The organism is Microlunatus soli (genome assembly GCF_900105385.1).
In the GTDB taxonomy this organism is placed as follows: domain Bacteria; phylum Actinomycetota; class Actinomycetes; order Propionibacteriales; family Propionibacteriaceae; genus Microlunatus; species Microlunatus soli.
Window position 1 is genome coordinate 291,079 of record NZ_LT629772.1, and the last position, 17,008, is coordinate 308,086.

Below are 17,008 nucleotides of genomic sequence, written 5' to 3' on the forward strand. Positions count from 1 at the left end.
GGCCGATCGAATCAGGCCGGATCACTCGAGGCACGCTCGGGCAGCGGAGCATTCAGAGTCAGGCCGTAGCCGTCGATGTCGGTGATCGCGGCCTCTCGGACGCCCCAGGGTGCGTCGGCCGGTCGGCTCGTCACCCGAGCACCGATCCGTTCCACCCGGTCGACCACGGCGTCCACGTCGCCGACGCCGAAGGTGCCGAGCTCGTACGGCGTGATCGTCGGCCCGGTCTGCGGATGCAGCAGCAGCCAAGCGCCGGTCGGGTTGCCGGCCGTCGGCAGGTGGAAGGCGACATGATCATCATCGGCCCAGTCCTGGACCAGTCCCAGCCCGTCGGCGTAGAACTTCGCCGAGGCCGAGATGTCGGCACAGAAGATCACCATGCCGTCGAATTTCAGTCCTGTGCTCATCGGGTTCCTCTCCTGGACAGCACCAGCGTCGCGGCCGCGGGTGCCGGCGGTCTTGGATGTTTCGGCATTCCACTGTGGCGAATGCATTATGCGCATTGCGCATCTCGTACGATAGCGGCATGTCGTCACCTTGGCCAGACCTGGCCGCCACCCGGCCACCGCAGACCCTCCGCATCGGACAGCCGACGCTCGCCGCGACGGTCCCGACCGCAATGCTGTTGGTCGACTATGCGCTGAACCAGAACTCGCTGCCCGACGCCGAGGTGACCGCGCTGGCGGAGTCACTTCCCGCCGACCTGGTCTCGGCGAGTTGGCCGATCCGCGCCTCGATGGCGCACGGCGCCGTGTTGCGCGCGGTGCTGCTGCACCAACTGCCGGTCGGCCATCCGGGCCATCGGGACTGGCCGGCCTTGCGCGGCTGGATCGCGGGCTGGACCGACGCCTTCGTGAACGGGGTGATCGACTTCGGCTGCGACTCGGTGATGCACTACCAACAACGGCGCGACCCGGAGCCGACCGCGGCGGAGATCGCCCCCCGTAGCACCCCGTCGACGGCCGTCCGCCGGGACGGCCCGGAGGTGCTCCGCGCCTGGGCGATCCCCGACCCCGACGAACGTGCCGCCGAGTTGCTCGATCCACGGGGCTTCCGACACACCCTGCTCGATCTGCTCGATGCGATCTGGGACGGCTGGCTCGGCGAGGCCTGGCACGCAACGCTGCCCGATCTGCTGTCGGCCGCCGCACCGGCGCCCACACCGCCGGGCTGCAGTGCCGAGCAGTGGATCACGCTGGTGACCGGACTACGCCCCGATCCCAGCTATGCCGAGATCGCCGATCACGCTCGAGACGTGGTGGTGATGCCGACCGTCGGCCTCGGCCGCAGCCTGTCGCTGTTCGCCGACCAGCAGACGTGGGTGTTGTTCAGCCCGCAGCACCAACCCGATCGGTCCCCGAACAACGCCACCGGCCGGACCGGGATCTCGCTGGGAAACCTCGGTCAGTTGGCGCCGGCACTGACAGCACTGGGTGACAAGACCCGGCTGGCGATCGTGCTGCAGCTGCTGGATCGCGGACCACTGTCGATGCAGCAGCTGACCGATGCCCTGGAGGTCCACCAGAGCACGATTTCCCGACAGGTCACGGTGTTGCGCCGGTCCGGGCTGGTGGAGGTCGACGGTGACCGCCGCGTCGCGGTGCAACGGCCCGCGATCCGGCACGCAGCCGAGACCCTGCTGGCGACGCTGGACTGACCAACGCGACCGGACTGGAGGCTGGTTCCCGACACCGGGCTCACCGGCGGCGCAGCGTCGAGCCCTGCTGAGCAACTGAACTGCCACGCTCACAGCGACCAGAATCGCGACCGGCTCGGATCTGAGGGCCCGAATCGGACCGATCTCACGTCGAACCGGACGCGATTCTGATCGCCACGCCCACCGGTCACGCGACGTTCGGACGCGTGATGATCACCACGGTCGAGCATCGACCGCGAAGAACGCAGCAGCACTGCGCCCAACCCCCGGCGGATTCAAGCTGTCGATGCAACAGATTGGTCGTCGTCGTTTGAGAGTAGTCGTTGGAGTGCTTCGGCTGGGGTGGCCCACTCCAGTGTTTTGCGGGGTCGGGTGTTGAGTTCGGCGGCGACCTGGTCGAGGAGCCCGGGCCCGTAGAAGGACAGGTCGGCGCCTTTGGGGAAGTACTGCCGCAGGAGCCCGTTGGTGTTCTCGTTGGTGCCACGTTGCCAGGGTGAGTGTGGATCGCAGAAGTAGACCGGAATCCCGGTCTCGGCGGTGATCTTGGTGTGGAGGGCCATCTCGCTGCCCTGGTCCCAGGTCAAGGACCGTTTGAGCTGTTCGGGTAGTTCGGTGATCTTGGCCGTCATCGCCTTGGCCACGGTCTGGGCGGTGTGGTCGTCGGGCAGGTGTAGCAACAGTACGAATCGGGTGGTGCGCTCGACCAGGGTGCCGATTGCGGACTTGCCGTGGGCGCCGATGATCAGGTCGCCTTCCCAGTGGCCGGGCATCAGCCGATCGTCGGCCTCGGCCGGGCGGTCGTGGATCGAGGACATGTCTTTCAACTTTGGCCGCAATTGCCGCCCCTGGTGTCGGCGTTGGACGCGGCCGGTGCGTAGTGCTTTGGCCTCGCCCAACCGTTGCTCGACCTCTCGTGCCAGCTCGCCCTTGGGGCGAACGTAGAGGGCCTGGTAGATCGTCTCGTGGGACACACGCATCTCCGGGTCGGCGGGAAAGTCCAGCCGCAGCCGCTGCGAGATCTGCTCCGGACTGTGTTTGGCAACCAACCGTTCCACGACTTCGTCGAACAAGCGAGTGCCAGGCACCAGCCGGGGCCGGGCGCCGGCCCGGTGCCGGCGCTGCTCGACCTTCGATTGGCCGATGCGGGCCCGATAGGATCCATCGACCTGGTCGGTGCCGCGGGCGATCTCACGGGTGATCGTGGACCGCGGTCTCCCCAACAGGTCAGCGATCCGGCTCGGTTTGTAGTGAAGGTTCAACAGGTCCTCGACCCGACACCGCTCGGTGAAGGTCACCATGCCATGGCCGGGCGTGATCTGGGCCTCGACCTCGGGATTCACCGTCGGTGGACGCACACCGCCAGCCTGCTGGAACCAGCGATAGCCGGTGACATCAGACACGCCCGCCGCGGCGGCTGCAGCCCGGACGCCCGCACCCTTGCGGAGCTCGGCCCAAAACAGCGGCCGCAACCGCGCTGATACCGAAGCCTCCAGACGGCCATGCCCCGGGGCCGGCAGCCCCAGGCCTGCCCAACCACCTGCGTCGGCCAGCCATCGATAACCACACACCGGCGACACCCCGACCGCGCGGGACGCGACCAGGATCGAAGCGCCCGATCGCAACGCAGCCCAGAACTCCTCGGTCGGCATGAACCTCGCCGCCATATGCAACACCTTCCTCTGGATCAGGTGTTGCATCTATTTCTTGAGTCTGCTCCCGGCTTTTCGCCAGGGTCGCAGCCACTCGTGGTGCGAAATCAGCGCCGCGAGCCGTCGGACAACCCTCTTGACATTGGATACTGCCACTCTCTAGATTGGATAGTGTCATTATCCAATAGCTTGGGAGGTCGTCATGGAACCGCTCATCGCCCTGGTCGGTGTCACCATCGCTGTCCGCGCTGCCGGGGCACTCGGCGTGCGCCGGTTCCGGTCCTGGACCGTCGCCCTCCGTGGTGGCGTGGCCGCGATGTTCACGCTCACCGGCGTGGCTCATTTCGTCGGGATGCGGCAGGAACTGATCGCCATGGTGCCGCCGGCACTTCCGGCGGCGGGTCTGCCGTCCGCCGCAGCATTGGTCACCATCACCGGGCTCCTCGAACTGGCCGGAGCCGCGGGGTTACTGCTGCGGCCTACCGCTCGACTGGCGGCGGGCTGCCTCGGTGTGTTGCTGATCGTGATGTTCCCGTCGAACGTGTACGCCGCGGTGCACGGCGTGGCGACCGCTCCGTGGGACGCGCTGCTCCCCCGGACCCTGTTGCAGATCGTCTTCGTCGCCGCCACCGTCGCGGTCGTCATCGGCGAGGCCCGCCGCACCCGGAAGGCCCGGGTCGGAGAGTTCAGAGAGTCTCGGATTCGGCCCGATGGATCGTCACCGACCCCAGGCCTGCGAATGCCTTGACCACGACCCGCGGCCCGTCGACCGGGCCCGGATCACGGGTCGGACTCAATGAGCCGACCAGCGGCAATCCGGTCATCGTCACCCGTGCATCGGCGGGCACCGTGATGTTGACCGCACCGGCCACGGTGTTGGCCGTGACCAGGACTCCTTCGGGCCCGATCGTGGCATGGCTGAGGTCGACCTGAACGTTGCCGAACACACTGACCGCAACCAGCCGGCCCTCGATCCGCCCGGTCGGGCGCGCCATGGTCTGGGACAGGATCGCCAGCTGGGGACGCACCCGCTCCGGCACCGCCAGCGCCCCACCCCGTTCCGGAGCACCCGCGGCAACCACCTCGCTCGAGCCGGCCGCTCCGCGGAGATCCTCGGCTCCTCCGAGATCATCGCTGACCCGCTCGAGATCACCCAACGTCCGCCCGGCGTACAACCGGTCCAGGCGTTCCTGATACTCCTCGGCTGCGAGCCGGCCATCGGCGTGAGCAGCACCCAGCAGCTGGGCCACCCGGTCGCGATCAGCATCCGAGGCCCGGAGCCGACTCGAGGAATCGCTATCCGCCATGGCCGGAACGATAGGGGTCTCCGGCGCCGTCGGCATCGCGGCCAACCCTGACTCCGACCCTGATCGGGCCCCGCCGCCGATCAGGAGCTCAGGCCGAGACGGGCCATCCGTGCGGTGTGGTTCTGGACCAACTGGGCGGTCATCCGGCTGATCCGGACCAACGGTGACTCCGCATCCGGACCGGCGAACAACGCGGCCAGCGCAGGCCGCTCGGTGGCGACCCGTTGCGCCTGACTCATGGCCTCACCGACCAGCCGACGGCCCCACAGTGCGAGCCTGCCGCCGATGTCGGGGTCGTCCTCGATCGCCGACCGGACCCGATCGACGACGAAGTCGGCGTAGACCTCCTCGGCCAACACCTGATGGACGACCTCGCGGGTGTCGACGTCGACCATTTCGGCGACCTCGCGGTAGAAGTCGGCGGCCAACCCGTCGCCGATGTAGGCCTTGACCAGGCCCTCGTGCCAGGTCTTCGGCCGGGTCAGGCCGTGGAACTCGTCGAACGGCCGGTGGTACGGCTCCATCACGGCGAGCACGTCGCCGCCGAGTGCCCCGATCCGGTTGCTGACCAGCGAGAAGTGCTCGAACTGGGCCGCGGCCATCCCGGTCATCTGGACCCGGTCCGGCAGATCGGGTGCCAGCCGCGCATCGTCGGCCAGGCGGTCGAAGGCGGCCAGTTCCCCGTACGCGACCGCACCCAGCAACTCCAACGCCCCGGCGGTCCGGCTCGACTCCTCACCCATGCGCGCCAGCCTAATGCGGGCCGTGTCCGGGATCCGGACGCCGAGGAGGTAGAATCCGGACGGTACGCGTACAGGCGCGCCTTCTCAGACCGGGCGCGTCGGCCGTTCGTGTGCAGTGCGTAGGCACCGTCGGCCACCCGGCGCTCGTGCCCGGCGCGCGCCGCAACGGCCGCCGTCAGGTCCGACGAACTGCCCGGTACGCGCCGAGAGCTTATGACCCACAGCCGAATGTGAGAAGGCAAGATCCTGACTACCGACAGCATCAACACCGAGTCCGCCGACGTCGACACGCCGACCGAAGGCACCGAGCAGGCGCCGGCACAGCCGACCTTCGCCGATCTGGGGATCCTGCCCGACATCGCCGGCGCGCTGAGCGACGTCGGGATCGTGCATCCGTTCCCGATCCAGCAGATGGCGATCCCGGTCGCCCTGACCGGCGCCGATCTGATCGGCCAGGCGCGGACCGGCACCGGCAAAACGCTCGCCTTCGGCACCACCCTGCTGCAGCGGATCGTCGTCCCGACCGACCCGGACTACGAGTTCCTGGCCGAACAGGGTGCGCCGCAGGCGCTTGTCGTGACGCCGACCCGCGAACTGGCCAGCCAGGTCGGCAAGGACCTGCAGGTCGCCTCGACCCGGCGCAAGGCCCGGGTGCTGACGATCTACGGCGGCACCCCGTACGAGGAGCAACTGGCCGCCCTGGAGGCCGGCATCGACGTCGTGGTGGGCACTCCGGGCCGACTCCTCGACCTGGCCGACCGTGGCAAGCTGAACCTCGCCCACATCAAGGTGCTGGTGCTGGACGAGGCCGACGAGATGCTGGACCTCGGCTTCCTGCCCGATGTCGAACGGATCCTGGCCAAGACCCCGGAACTGCGGCAGACGATGCTGTTCTCGGCGACCATGCCGACCGCCATCGTGTCGCTGGCCCGCCGCCATCTGCGGCATCCGCTGAACATCCGCGCCGAGTCCGCCGGCGAGGAGTCGACGGTGCCGACGACGGCGCAGTTCGTCTACCAGGCGCACGATCTGGACAAGCCCGAGGTGGTGGCCCGCATCCTGCAGGCCGAGTCCCGCGACCGGGTGATGATCTTCTGCCGGACCAAGCGGTCCGCCCAGCGGGTCGCCGATGATCTTGTCGATCGCGGCTTCTCCGCCGCGGCCATCCACGGCGACCTGTCGCAGGTGCTGCGGGAGAAGGCGCTGAAGCGGTTCCGGGAGGGCAAGGTCGACACCCTGGTCGCCACCGACGTCGCGGCCCGCGGCATCGACGTCTCCGGCGTCACTCACGTGATCAACTACGAGTGCCCGGACGACGACAAGACCTACGTGCACCGGATCGGTCGGACCGGTCGTGCGGGCGCGTCCGGCGTTGCGATCACCTTCGTCGACTGGGCCGATCTGACCCGCTGGAAGGTGATCAACAACACTCTCGGACTGCCGTTCGAGGAGCCGCAGGAGACCTACTCCACCTCCGAACACCTGTTCCACGACCTCGGCATCGATCATGGCGTCAAGGGACGCCTGGTCCCGGCCAAGGAACCCGATCATGGTGTCGAGCGCAAGCGGGAACGCAGCCGGCCCAAGCGCAACCGCAACCGGGTCCGGATGCGCAACGGCGTTCCGGTGACCGGTGACCAGTCCGAGGGCAGTTCGGCGCAGCCGACCGCCGAGGCCGCAGCAGACACCTCCGCGCCGGCCGACAAGCCACGGCGTCGACGTCGCCGCCGCCGCTCCGGTGCCGGCGACACCAGCAGCCAGGACTGAGCTCGGCGCAATGCCGTGAATCGAACGGGCCGCGAATCTGATCATGATTCGCGGCCCGATCTGCGTCTCGATGCGGCTACCGGACGCGGTTCGGCTACGACTGTCGGGCAGTGATCCGGCGGAGGATCTCGGCCAGCACCTCGGGCGCGGTCGTGTTCACCCCGAGATCATGATCAACTTTGCCGGTGCCGTGGTAGTCACTGGAACCGGTCGCCAGGATGCCCAGCCGATCGACCAACGTCCGCAGCCGCTTCCGGGTGTCGTCGTCGTGATCCTGGTGATCGACCTCCAGACCGACCAACCCGTGCTCCGACACCAGCATCTCCAGATACTCCGGCGGCAACGCGGCCTCGCGTCCGCGGGCCCACGGGTGCGCGATCACCGGCACACCTCCGGCCGCGGTGACCAGGTCGATCCCACGGGCCACGTCGATGGTGTACCGCTCGACGTGCGCCGGGCCGCCGTCGGCGAGGTAGCGGTCGAAGGCTTCCTTGCGGTCCTTGACGTGCCCGGCCTCGACCAACGCATCGGCGATGTGCGGCCGCCCGACGGACGGGCTGTCGCCGACCTTGGCCAGCACGGCCTCCTCGGTCACCGGCGCCCCCAGCTCGGCGAGCTTGGCCAGCACCGGGCTGAGCCGGTTGGTCCGACCTTCCCGGACCTTGGCCATCTCCTGGTGCAGCTCCGGGAAGGCCTCGTCGCCGCCGTACATCAACAGGTGCACGCTCATCCCGCTGTTCTGGCAGGAGAGCTCCATCCCGCGGACGACCCGGATCCCGCTGCGTTGCCCCTCCGCGGCGGCCTCGTCCAGGCCGTCGAAGGTGTCATGATCGGTCAGCGCGACGGTGCTCAGGCCGGCCGCTGCGGCATGCCTGACCAACTCCGCGGGGGTATCGGTCCCGTCGCTGACGGCAGAATGGGTGTGCAGGTCGATCGTCATGGCCGTCATTGTCGCCGATCGATCGGCCGGGTCGGCAACCGACCCGGTTCTACAATATGTAGAATCCTTTCTGGTTCGAGCAGTCCTCATCGCCAGTCCCGGGAAGGAGTCCCTGGTGGTCACCGGTCCCGCAGCGATCGTGATCGTCGTGGTGTTCGTGATCACCGGCGGCGTGTACGGCGTCCGGCTGCTGCTCGGGCGCACTCTTCCCGAACGCATCCTGGACACCAGTCACCTGCTGATGGCAGTGCTGATGATCTTGATGCCGTCCGGCCTGTCGATGCAGGTCCCCGCACTCCCCCAGCTGATCGTCTTCAGCGGCTTCGCGATCTGGTACGTCTATCTGGCGCTGTTCCGGCCGACCGTCGCCGACGGGCTGGGCGATCATCATGCCGGCCGTCCGCGGCTGGTCTATCACGCCCTGATGATGCTGGCGATGGCCGGGATGGCGGTGATCATGGCACCGTTGCCGACCCCTGCCGGCGCATCCGGATCGATGCCCGGGATGTCCGACATGCCCGGAATGTCCGGGCACGAACATTCCGGGAGCGGCCCGGCCGTTCCCGGATCGCATCCCTGGGCGGATCCGTGGATGATCTTGATCGGGATGGGCTTCGGGGTCGCCGCGATCTGGTATCTCGGCCGCTTCCTGATCTTCGTACGTGATCCGGCGGCCGGACACACCGGCCGTCTCGTCCGCCATCTGACCGACGCGCTGATGGCGTTCGGGATGGCCCTGACCTTCTTGGTGGTGAAGACATGATTCGTCGTTCCGCGACGGCAGTCCTGCTGGCTGCACTGCTCGGTCTGCTGATGATGCCGACCGCAGCGGCCCACGTCCGGGTGAGCAGCACCGACGCCGCGCAAGGCGGCTACGGGGTGTTGACGTTCCGGGTGCCGACCGAGTCCGACACGGCATCGACGGTCGGGCTGACGGTCACGTTGCCGGAGGACACACCGCTGGCCTCGGTGTCGGTCCAGCCGGTGCCGGGCTGGACCGCGACCAGGAAGGAACAGAAGCTGGACAAGCCGATCGAGACCGATGACGGCACCCTCACCAGCTACGTGTCCTCGGTGACCTGGAAGGCCGACTCGGACAAGAACGGTCTGAAGCCCGGTGAGTTCGGCCTGTTCAGCATCTCCGCCGGACCGCTGCCGGAGAAGGCTCAGCTCGCCTTCCCCGCCACCCAGCGCTACTCCGACGGCAGCACCGTCGCCTGGGACGAGATCACCACCGGTGGCGGCGCCGAACCCGAGCACCCGGCGCCGGCAATCGAGCTTCCCGCCGCAGCCGCGCCGAGCCCGACCGCCAGTGCCCCGCCGCCGACCAAATCCGGCAGCCAGGACTCCGCTGCCGCCGACGGCTCCACCGGATGGCTGGCGCCCACCGGTGCCGTGCTGGCCGCGATCGCGGTGATCATCGCGGTGGCCGCACTGCTGCGCAGTCGACGCTCCGCCTGACCGCGGTCCATGCTGCCGTCCTCGACCCCGCGCCCCGGTCCGTGTCGCTTGCTGCGACTGATCGGGCCGATCCTGCTGCTCGCCGCGACGCTGCTGGTCGCCGGTGCGGCCCCGGCATCGGCGCATGCGGTCCTGGTGGACAGCAGCCCGCGGGACGGCGCCCGACTGCAACGACTGCCGACCACGATCACACTGCGTTTCGACGAATCGGTCGGGGCCACCGCCGATGCCGGCCGGGTGCTCGACGCCGACGGTCGACGGGTCGACAACGGCACCGTACGCACCACTGACAACGGCCGGACCGTGATCATCGGACTGCGCGGTGGCCAGGCAGAGGCGAAGGCGCGGTATCTGGTCAGCTGGCGGGTGATCTCGGCCGACAGCCATGTGGTGACCGGGTCCCTCCGGTTCGGCGTCGGCGAACCTGCCGGCTCGAACGGTTCGGGTGCGGCGAACGCCTCCGACGGGCCGACGCGGACCGGGCCGGCGGTGATCGCCGGGATCGGATCCGGGCTCGGCTACGCCGGTCTGGTCACGGCGATCGGTGCGCTGGCGGTCGGACTGCTGATCTGGCGGACGGCGCTGCGATCGCGATGGATGCGCATGCTGATCATCGCGGGTTCGGTGATGATCATGCTCGGCGCGGTGGTGGAGTTGGCCGGTTCCGCGGTCGAGCTCAGCGGCGGTGCAGGAGCGTCGCCGTTCGCGGCCGACGATCTGCGGACGGTCGCCGACAGTCTGCCCGGCAGGCTGCTCCAGGCCAGAATCCTGGCTAGCGCCGCATTGATCCCGTTGGGGCTCGGTCTGCTCGGATCGGTGCGGGATCACCGCCGAGCCAGGGGCCTCGCGATCGGTTGGGCGGTGCTGGCCAGTGGCCTGCTCCTCCTGGTGGCCGCTCACGGACACGCAGCGGTGGGCACGATGCGGGTGGTGGCGCTGGCCGCTACCGTCCTGCATCTGGCCGCATTCTGCTGCTGGCTCGGTGGCATGGTGGTGCTGGTGCTCATGATCAGGCCGCGGATGACGACGCCACGGGTCGCCGGTCGCGCGCTGCAGCTCTGGTCACCGTTCGCGTTCGGCTGCGTCGCGGTGCTGGTCATCTCCGGCGAGCTGCTGGGCTGGCGACAGGTGCAACCGATCGAAGCACTCTGGGGTACCCGCTACGGCGTGCTGTTGTTGATCAAGCTCGGTCTGGTCGCGCTGACCCTGGCCGCGGCGCTGCTGAACCGTCGCTCGGTCACATCGTCGGCCGGCCTACCACGGGCGGCCGTGACCTTCGTCATCGAGTTGTCGATCATGATCGGAGTGCTCGGGGTCGCCACCGCCCTGAGCTCGACCGCGCCGGCGATCAGCAGCTACGGTCCGCCGATCGTCGTCAGTCGTCCGATGGCCGATGACCGGCTGCAGGTCCGGATCGACTCGACCCGGCGTGGACCGCAGACCATCGCGGTCGGGGTCTCCGACGCCTCGGGCCGCCCTGTTCGGTTGCAGCAGTTGACCGGCCGGCTGTCCTCCGCCGACGCCGGAGTCTCGGCGATCGACGTCCACTTCACGCGCACCCGAGACGGTTGGCGGAGCACCGACGCCGTCGCACCACTGCCCGGTGTGTGGCAGCTGCAGGTGACCGCCCGACCGCGGCACGGCCCCAGTTACGTCGTCGCGGCCGACTACCGGGTTTGGTAGACCAAGATCACGAGCATCATCGACCACAATCGAGCCGCGTCCGGCTGACGATCCTGCCGCGCTCGCAACGCGGATCAGAGCGGGTCCACCGCTATCGTTCGAGCGTGAACACCGGCCGGAGGGAAACGACATGGGCGTCGAGTTGAACGCAGCGGGAGACGTCATCGTGTCCCGCTCGGACCAGCTGCAGGCCTTGGCCGAACCGGCAGGGCTGCGGGTCTTCGACGCACTGCAACGCACCGGACCGGTGGCAGCATCCGAGCTGGCGAGCAACGTCGAGCTCGATAACGGTCTCGTCGAGGCGACCCTGAAGCGGCTGCTGGCGGCAGGGCTCGCCGACCGGAACGGCGACCGCTGGACTGCTCCCGGGTCCGGGATGTTGATCAGTATCCCCGCCGACCTCGACGAGCCCGGACTTCGCGCCGGCCGGTCGCTCTACCGGACCATGATCGAACAGAACCTGCAGCGCGTCATCGGCTGGGTGTCCGAGGACCTGGGCAGCATGAGCGGGGCACAGTTGCGATCCAGTGGGGCGACATCGGCCACCGTCCGCATGACGGAGGACGAGATCGACAACTTCCAACAGCAGGTCGACCAGCTGCTGCTGCCCTACCTCGACTCGCGACGAGAGCCGGCCGACGGCACCTCCAGCCTCCGACTGTCGCTGTTCGTGATGCCACAGCCTGACCCGAGGGCCGACGACACTCCCTGATCCGACCCACCATCACCCCGGCCAACCGTCACCGGGCAGCCGGCCGATCATCACCCGCTGGTGTCCAGCAACGACCTGACCGTCCGCAGACCGACCGACATCCGGGCCAGGTCCGGTTCTGCCTTGCAGATCTCGGCGATGGTGGCGATCGCGCGTTCACCGCCACCGGAGCCCAGTGAGGACTGCCAGCGTTCGACCAGATCGGCGGCCGGTGTCTGCCCGTCCCCCAGATCGAGCATCTCCGCGGTCAGCTGGGCATGCACCGTGTGCAGATCGTCCCGCAACGCCGCTCTGGCCATCGTCTGCCACCGGTCGCTGCGGGGCAGCTCGATGATCTTGTTCAGCAGGCGGTCCAGCCCCAGCAGTTGGCCGGCGGTGAAGTGCACGTCGGCCACCCGGACCGGATCGATCCCGGTCCGGGCTGCGGTCTGGACGACCGTCAGTCCGGCGTAGGCGTGTGGCAGGATCGCGACCGCCGCGGCAAGGGCGGAGTCGACGCCGTCCATCTCGAATCGGGTACGCCGCCGGTCATAGGCCTCGGCGTCCCTACCGGACAGCACCCGAGGCAACGCCGCGACCACCCGCCGGACGCCGTCGGCCAGCTGGCCGATGACGGCCGAGATGTCCAGCGGTGGGCGACGGTTGATCATCAGCCAGCGGGTCACCCGCTCGACCAGGGTCCGGACCTCCAACCGCAGCCGGGTCTGGACCGAGGCGTCGACCTGATGATCAAGCCCGCGGATCCGGGTCTCCAGATCCTCGGCACCGAAGACCGCTCGCGCGACGATCTGTGCCCGGATCAGCTCTGCCGGTGTGCCACCGGTCTCGGCGGACAGCCGATGGAAACAGGTGATCCCCGACTGGTTGACGAATTGGTTCACCGCCGCGGTGGCGATGATCTCGCGATGCAGTCGGTGCCTCGGCATCTGCGCCGCATACTGTTCACGCAGCTGATGGGGGAAGTAGTCGACCAACAGATGATGAAGATCATCGTCGTCGGGCAGATCGCTGGCCAGCACCTCCCGCTCGAGGACGATCTTGGTGTAGGCCAACAGCACCGACAGCTCCGGTGTGGTCAGACCTCCGCCGGCGCTGCGCCGCTCGGCCATCTCCGTCGAGCTGGGCAGGAACTCCAGCTCACGATCCAGCAACCGCTGCTCGGCAAGCCGCTCCATCCAGTCCTCGTGCACGCCGGCCATCGAGCCGGACTGGAACTCCGCGTTGGCCAGCGCCAGATTCTGCAGATCGTTGTTGGCCAGCACCAGTTCGGCGACCTCGTCGGTCATCGCGGCCAACAGCTCGTCACGTTGCTCCTCGGCGAGCCGGCCGTCGGCGACCTCCGGGGCGAGCAGGATCTTGATGTTCACCTCATGGTCGGAGGTGTCCACCCCGGCCGAGTTGTCGATGAAGTCGGTGTTGATCTTGCCGCCGGTCTCGGCATACTCGATCCGGCCGAGCTGGGTGAAGCCCAGATTGCCACCCTCGCCGACCGCCCGCGCGCGGAGGTCTGACCCGTTCACCCGGACGTAGTCTCCTGCCTTGTCGCCGACCTCGGCGTTGGTCTCCCGGGACGACTTGACGTAGGTGCCGACACCGCCGTTCCACAGCAGGTCGACCGGTGCGGTCAGGATCGTGCTGATCATCTCCGCCGGGGACAGTTTGGTGACATCGGGAGCGATCCCGAGCACCTCGCGCATCTCGTCGGTGATCTTGATCGCCTTCAGATGCCGGGCGAAGATCCCGCCTCCGTCGGAGATCAAGGATTTGTCGTAGTCGGCCCAGCTGGAACGCGGTAGGTCGAACAGCCGCTTGCGTTCGACCCAGCCGACCCCCGGGTCGGGATGGGGGTCGATGAAGACGTGGCGATGATCGAAGGCGGCAACCAGCTTGATGTGCTTGCTGAGCAGCATTCCGTTGCCGAAGACGTCACCGCTCATGTCGCCGACGCCGACCGCTGTGAAGTCTTCGGACTGGGTGTCCAGGCCGAGCTCGCGGAAGTGGCGTTTGACCGATTCCCAGGCGCCGCGGGCGGTGATCCCCATGCCCTTGTGGTCATAGCCGGCCGAGCCGCCGGAGGCGAACGCGTCGCCGAGCCAGAAGCCCCGATCGATCGCCACCTGATTGGCGATGTCGGAGAAACTCGCGGTGCCCTTGTCGGCGGCCACCACGAGATAGGCGTCCTCGTCGTCGTAGCGCAGCACCCGGTCGGGTGTCACCAGCTCGCCGCGGACGATGTTGTCGGTGATGTCCAGCAGGCTCCCGACGAACAGCTTGTAGCAGGCGATACCTTCGGCCTGCCAGCCGTCCCGGTCGGTGCTCGGATCGGGCAGCCGCTTGCAGTAGAAGCCGCCCTTGGCCCCGACCGGCACGATCACGGTGTTCTTCACCATCTGCGCCTTCACCAGGCCGAGCACCTCGGTCCGGAAGTCCTCCGACCGGTCCGACCAACGCAACCCACCACGGGCCACCGCACCGAAGCGCAGATGGACGCCTTCCACCCGCGGAGCGTAGACGTAGATCTCGTACGCCGGGCGCGGTTCGGGGAGCTCAGGCATCTTGCGGGGCAGGAGTTTCAGCGCGATCGACTGCGGATCGTCGATGTAGAAGTTGGTCCGGACGCAGGCATTGATCACGGCCAGGTAGGACCGGATGATCCGGTCATGATCAAGACTGGCGACGTCGTCCAGGGCCGATCGGACGGCGGTGACGATCTCGTCGACCCGGGCCTTGCGCGTCTCCAGGTCAAGCCCCAGATCGGGGTCGAACTTGGCGGCGAACATGGCCACCAGCTGGCGGCTGATCTCCACGTTGGCGGTCAGTGCCTGGGCGATGTAGGTCTGGCTGTAGCTCGCGCCGCCCTGACGCAGATAGTGTCCGATCGCCCGCAACAGGCTGACATCGCGCCACCCGAGGTCGGCTCCCATCACCAGGGAGTTGTACGGATCCGCCTCCGCCCGACCCGTGTAGGAGGCACGGAACGCGTCCATGAACAGCTGTCGGGCTTCCGGGGTCCAGCGCTTCTCGACCGCCGATCGACCGCCGTTCACCCGGAAGCCGAACTCGTAGACATGGGCCGTGCGCTCACCGGACGACAACTCGTACGGGTGTTCGTCGACCACATCCACGCCCAGCAGCGACAGATGCGGCAGCACCGTGGACAACGTCATCGGATCCGCGCCGCGGAAGATCTTCAGTCGCAGATCGGCCTGATCGTCCGGGTGATCCGGCCGATACATCGCCATCGCCATATCCGAGGCATCACGCAGCCCGGCAAAGGCTTCCAGGTCCTTGATCACCTGCTTGGGGGTGAAGTCCTCCTTGTAGCCTTCGGGGAGTTTGCGCGCCATCCGCAGCAGTTGGTCAGCGTGCTCGTGTCCGACGACCTGTTCGGCAAGATCGTCGTCCCAGGACCGGGTGGCCGCGGTCAGCTTGCTCTCGAGTTCGGGAACGTCGATCTCGGCCAGCGGCTGCCCCTCGGGCATCCGGACCACGAAGTGCAGCCGAGCCAGCACCGATTCCGAGACCTGGGTGGTGTAGTCGACCGCATCGCCACCGAGCTCGGTCAACAGCACCTGTTCCATCCGGACCCGGACCTGTGTGGTGTAGCGATCGCGAGGGAAATAGACCAGGCAGGAGAGGTAACGGCCGTAGGAGTCGCGACGAGCGAACACCCTGACCTGTCGGCGCTCCTTCAGCCGGGAGATGCGTTCCACGACCGGCGCCAGTTCGGCGACCGAGGCCTGGAAGAGCTCGTCGCGGGGATAGCCGTTCAACACGTCCAGCATCGCCTTGGCCCCGTGGCTGCTGGCGTCATAACCGGACCAGCGCAGCACCGCGTCGGCCCGTTGCCGCAGCACCGGAATGTGGATCACCGAGTCGGTGTAGGCGGTCGAGGCGAACAGGCCGACAAACCGGCGTTCCCCGATCACCCGCCCGTCGGCGTCGAAGCTGCGGACACCGAGATAGTCCAGATAGCTCGGCCGATGAACCTTGGCCTTGACGTCGTCCTTGGTGATCACCATCATCCGTGGCGTCACCGGACCGGGCAGCGGCACCGCGGCGAAGGACTGTTCGGCGGCCTGATCCGATCGCAGGATGCCGAGCCCGGTGCCCGGTACCGGGCTCATGGTGTACGAGACGTGTTCCGGTTCATGATCATCGCGATGCTCGGTGACGGTGAACTCGCGATAGCCGAGGAAGGTGAAGTTGTCCCGGGTCAGCCATTCCAACAGATCCCGTGCGGTGTCGACGTCCTCGTCCCGCGTTGTCGGCGCGGGCCGCAGATCGGCCGCCGCAGCTCCGGCGGCCGCCCGCATCTTCTCCCAGTCGGCGACCGCTTCGGCAACACTGCCCAACACCTCCCGCAGGCCGGCGGCGAGATCCTCGTCGGCGCTGTCGGACGGGTCCGCAGGTGGCGTGATCTCCAGATGCATCCAGGACTCGCCGATGACATTGGGGGCGCCGGCCTCGGAACTGCGGACGATGGTCTGCAGATGGCCGGCCAGATCGCGACGGACCAGGAACTGAGGATGGAAGACCTCCCGGATGTTCCAGCCCTGACGGATCACCTCCATGGTGACCGAGTCGACCAGGAAGGGTTGATCGTCGGTGACGATCTGGACCACGGTCGCGCCGTTCACACTCCACTGATCGGTGTCCCGCATCGGGGTGAAGACCGAGACCACCGCCCGGTCGGCGGGGCGTTCCTGGGCCAGCCGGAAGTGACTGACGACCAGCCCCAGCAAGTCGGATTCGGTACGGATACCGACGTCGTCGGCGTCAACGTGCCGGAAGTAATGCCCGAGAAACTCCTTGACCCGTTCGGGTTCGTGGCCGAATCGCCGGGCGATAGCTGCACCCTTGGCAGCGACCGACTTGATCTTGGCCAGCTTCTCTCGTTCGATGTCTGCTTCGGTGGCGCGCAATCTGGGAAACCATCCTTGTCGATCCCCACCCGGCCGGCATTCGTGACCGACCGGTTCGGCTGTTGCGAGGATCGCCCGCAGTGAGCCGGTGGGCTGTGTAGGCGGACGCACATCGTTGTGCGTCCTGGTCCCGACACTAGCCCCTCGCCGAAGCGTTGGCGGCA

Annotated in this window: 13 protein-coding genes; 7 read left to right on the plus strand and 6 right to left on the minus strand. The window is 67.9% G+C overall.

The window, feature by feature from the left end:
* Window positions 1-11: 11 nt before the first annotated feature.
* Window positions 12-407, minus strand: coding sequence for a VOC family protein (locus BLU38_RS01275; protein WP_157683132.1), 396 nt, complete (start codon window positions 405-407; stop codon window positions 12-14).
* A gap of 119 nt (window positions 408-526) precedes the next feature.
* Here BLU38_RS01275 and BLU38_RS01280 point away from each other — a divergent pair, with 119 nt between their 5' ends.
* Complete coding sequence (locus BLU38_RS01280; RefSeq protein WP_157683133.1) at window positions 527-1,657, plus strand: ArsR/SmtB family transcription factor; 1,131 nt, start codon at window positions 527-529, stop codon at window positions 1,655-1,657.
* A 275-nt stretch (window positions 1,658-1,932) separates the two neighbouring features.
* Here BLU38_RS01280 and BLU38_RS01285 read toward each other — a convergent pair whose 3' ends face one another.
* Window positions 1,933-3,321, minus strand: a complete 1,389-nt coding sequence (locus BLU38_RS01285; protein ID WP_091518609.1) for an IS30 family transposase — start codon at window positions 3,319-3,321, stop codon at window positions 1,933-1,935.
* A gap of 187 nt (window positions 3,322-3,508) precedes the next feature.
* Between BLU38_RS01285 and BLU38_RS01290 the strand changes: the two genes are divergently transcribed.
* Complete coding sequence (locus BLU38_RS01290; protein ID WP_197679947.1) at window positions 3,509-4,054, plus strand: DoxX family protein; 546 nt, start codon at window positions 3,509-3,511, stop codon at window positions 4,052-4,054.
* On the opposite strand, the gene BLU38_RS01295 is transcribed toward BLU38_RS01290, so the two are convergent.
* A complete protein-coding gene (locus BLU38_RS01295) occupies window positions 3,993-4,613 on the minus strand; it encodes a DUF1707 SHOCT-like domain-containing protein (protein ID WP_157683134.1) in 621 nt (206 codons plus the stop codon). The two genes, BLU38_RS01290 and BLU38_RS01295, sit on opposite strands and share 62 nt — an antisense overlap.
* A gap of 80 nt (window positions 4,614-4,693) precedes the next feature.
* Window positions 4,694-5,356, minus strand: a complete 663-nt coding sequence (locus BLU38_RS01300; protein ID WP_091518613.1) for a ferritin-like fold-containing protein — start codon at window positions 5,354-5,356, stop codon at window positions 4,694-4,696.
* Window positions 5,357-5,602: 246 nt separating this feature from the next.
* On the opposite strand from BLU38_RS01300, the gene BLU38_RS01305 reads away from it, so the two are divergent.
* A complete protein-coding gene (locus tag BLU38_RS01305) occupies window positions 5,603-7,123 on the plus strand; it encodes a DEAD/DEAH box helicase (protein ID WP_407939724.1) in 1,521 nt (506 codons plus the stop codon).
* Between the two features lie 94 nt (window positions 7,124-7,217).
* Here BLU38_RS01305 and BLU38_RS01310 read toward each other — a convergent pair whose 3' ends face one another.
* Entirely contained in the window at window positions 7,218-8,063 is an 846-nt protein-coding gene (locus BLU38_RS01310) for a PHP domain-containing protein (RefSeq protein WP_091518617.1), read from the minus strand.
* 115 nt (window positions 8,064-8,178) lie between these two features.
* Between BLU38_RS01310 and BLU38_RS01315 the strand changes: the two genes are divergently transcribed.
* From BLU38_RS01315 to BLU38_RS01330, 4 genes are all read left to right on the plus strand, one after another.
* Window positions 8,179-8,826, plus strand: coding sequence for a DUF5134 domain-containing protein (locus tag BLU38_RS01315; RefSeq protein WP_157683135.1), 648 nt, complete (start codon window positions 8,179-8,181; stop codon window positions 8,824-8,826).
* A complete protein-coding gene (locus BLU38_RS01320; protein WP_091518622.1) occupies window positions 8,823-9,524 on the plus strand; it encodes a YcnI family protein in 702 nt (233 codons plus the stop codon). The genes BLU38_RS01315 and BLU38_RS01320 overlap by 4 nt, the downstream gene beginning before the upstream one ends.
* A gap of 48 nt (window positions 9,525-9,572) precedes the next feature.
* Window positions 9,573-11,207 (plus strand): copper resistance CopC/CopD family protein, encoded by a 1,635-nt coding sequence (locus tag BLU38_RS01325; protein WP_172836042.1) that lies wholly within the window; start codon window positions 9,573-9,575, stop codon window positions 11,205-11,207.
* A 130-nt stretch (window positions 11,208-11,337) separates the two neighbouring features.
* Entirely contained in the window at window positions 11,338-11,919 is a 582-nt protein-coding gene (locus tag BLU38_RS01330; RefSeq protein WP_091518632.1) for a winged helix-turn-helix domain-containing protein, read from the plus strand.
* A 50-nt stretch (window positions 11,920-11,969) separates the two neighbouring features.
* Here the strand turns inward: BLU38_RS01330 and BLU38_RS01335 are convergent, their stop codons facing one another.
* The gene (locus BLU38_RS01335) at window positions 11,970-16,844 is read right to left on the minus strand and encodes an NAD-glutamate dehydrogenase (RefSeq protein WP_091518637.1); all 4,875 of its coding nucleotides are present in this window, start codon (window positions 16,842-16,844) and stop codon (window positions 11,970-11,972) included.
* Window positions 16,845-17,008 lie beyond the last annotated feature (164 nt).

What these genes read in the sequence shown, in the direction of transcription:
- BLU38_RS01320 (WP_091518622.1), top strand. Translation starts at nt 8,823, where the DNA reads ATGATTCGTCGTTCCGCGACGGCAGTCCTGCTGGCTGCACTGCTCGGT.
- BLU38_RS01300 (WP_091518613.1), bottom strand. Translation starts at nt 5,356, where the DNA reads ATGGGTGAGGAGTCGAGCCGGACCGCCGGGGCGTTGGAGTTGCTGGGT.
- BLU38_RS01295 (WP_157683134.1), bottom strand. Translation starts at nt 4,613, where the DNA reads ATGGCGGATAGCGATTCCTCGAGTCGGCTCCGGGCCTCGGATGCTGAT.
- BLU38_RS01330 (WP_091518632.1), top strand. Translation starts at nt 11,338, where the DNA reads ATGGGCGTCGAGTTGAACGCAGCGGGAGACGTCATCGTGTCCCGCTCG.
- BLU38_RS01280 (WP_157683133.1), top strand. Translation starts at nt 527, where the DNA reads ATGTCGTCACCTTGGCCAGACCTGGCCGCCACCCGGCCACCGCAGACC.
- BLU38_RS01285 (WP_091518609.1), bottom strand. Translation starts at nt 3,321, where the DNA reads ATGGCGGCGAGGTTCATGCCGACCGAGGAGTTCTGGGCTGCGTTGCGA.
- BLU38_RS01310 (WP_091518617.1), bottom strand. Translation starts at nt 8,063, where the DNA reads ATGACGATCGACCTGCACACCCATTCTGCCGTCAGCGACGGGACCGAT.
- BLU38_RS01275 (WP_157683132.1), bottom strand. Translation starts at nt 407, where the DNA reads ATGAGCACAGGACTGAAATTCGACGGCATGGTGATCTTCTGTGCCGAC.
- BLU38_RS01290 (WP_197679947.1), top strand. Translation starts at nt 3,509, where the DNA reads ATGGAACCGCTCATCGCCCTGGTCGGTGTCACCATCGCTGTCCGCGCT.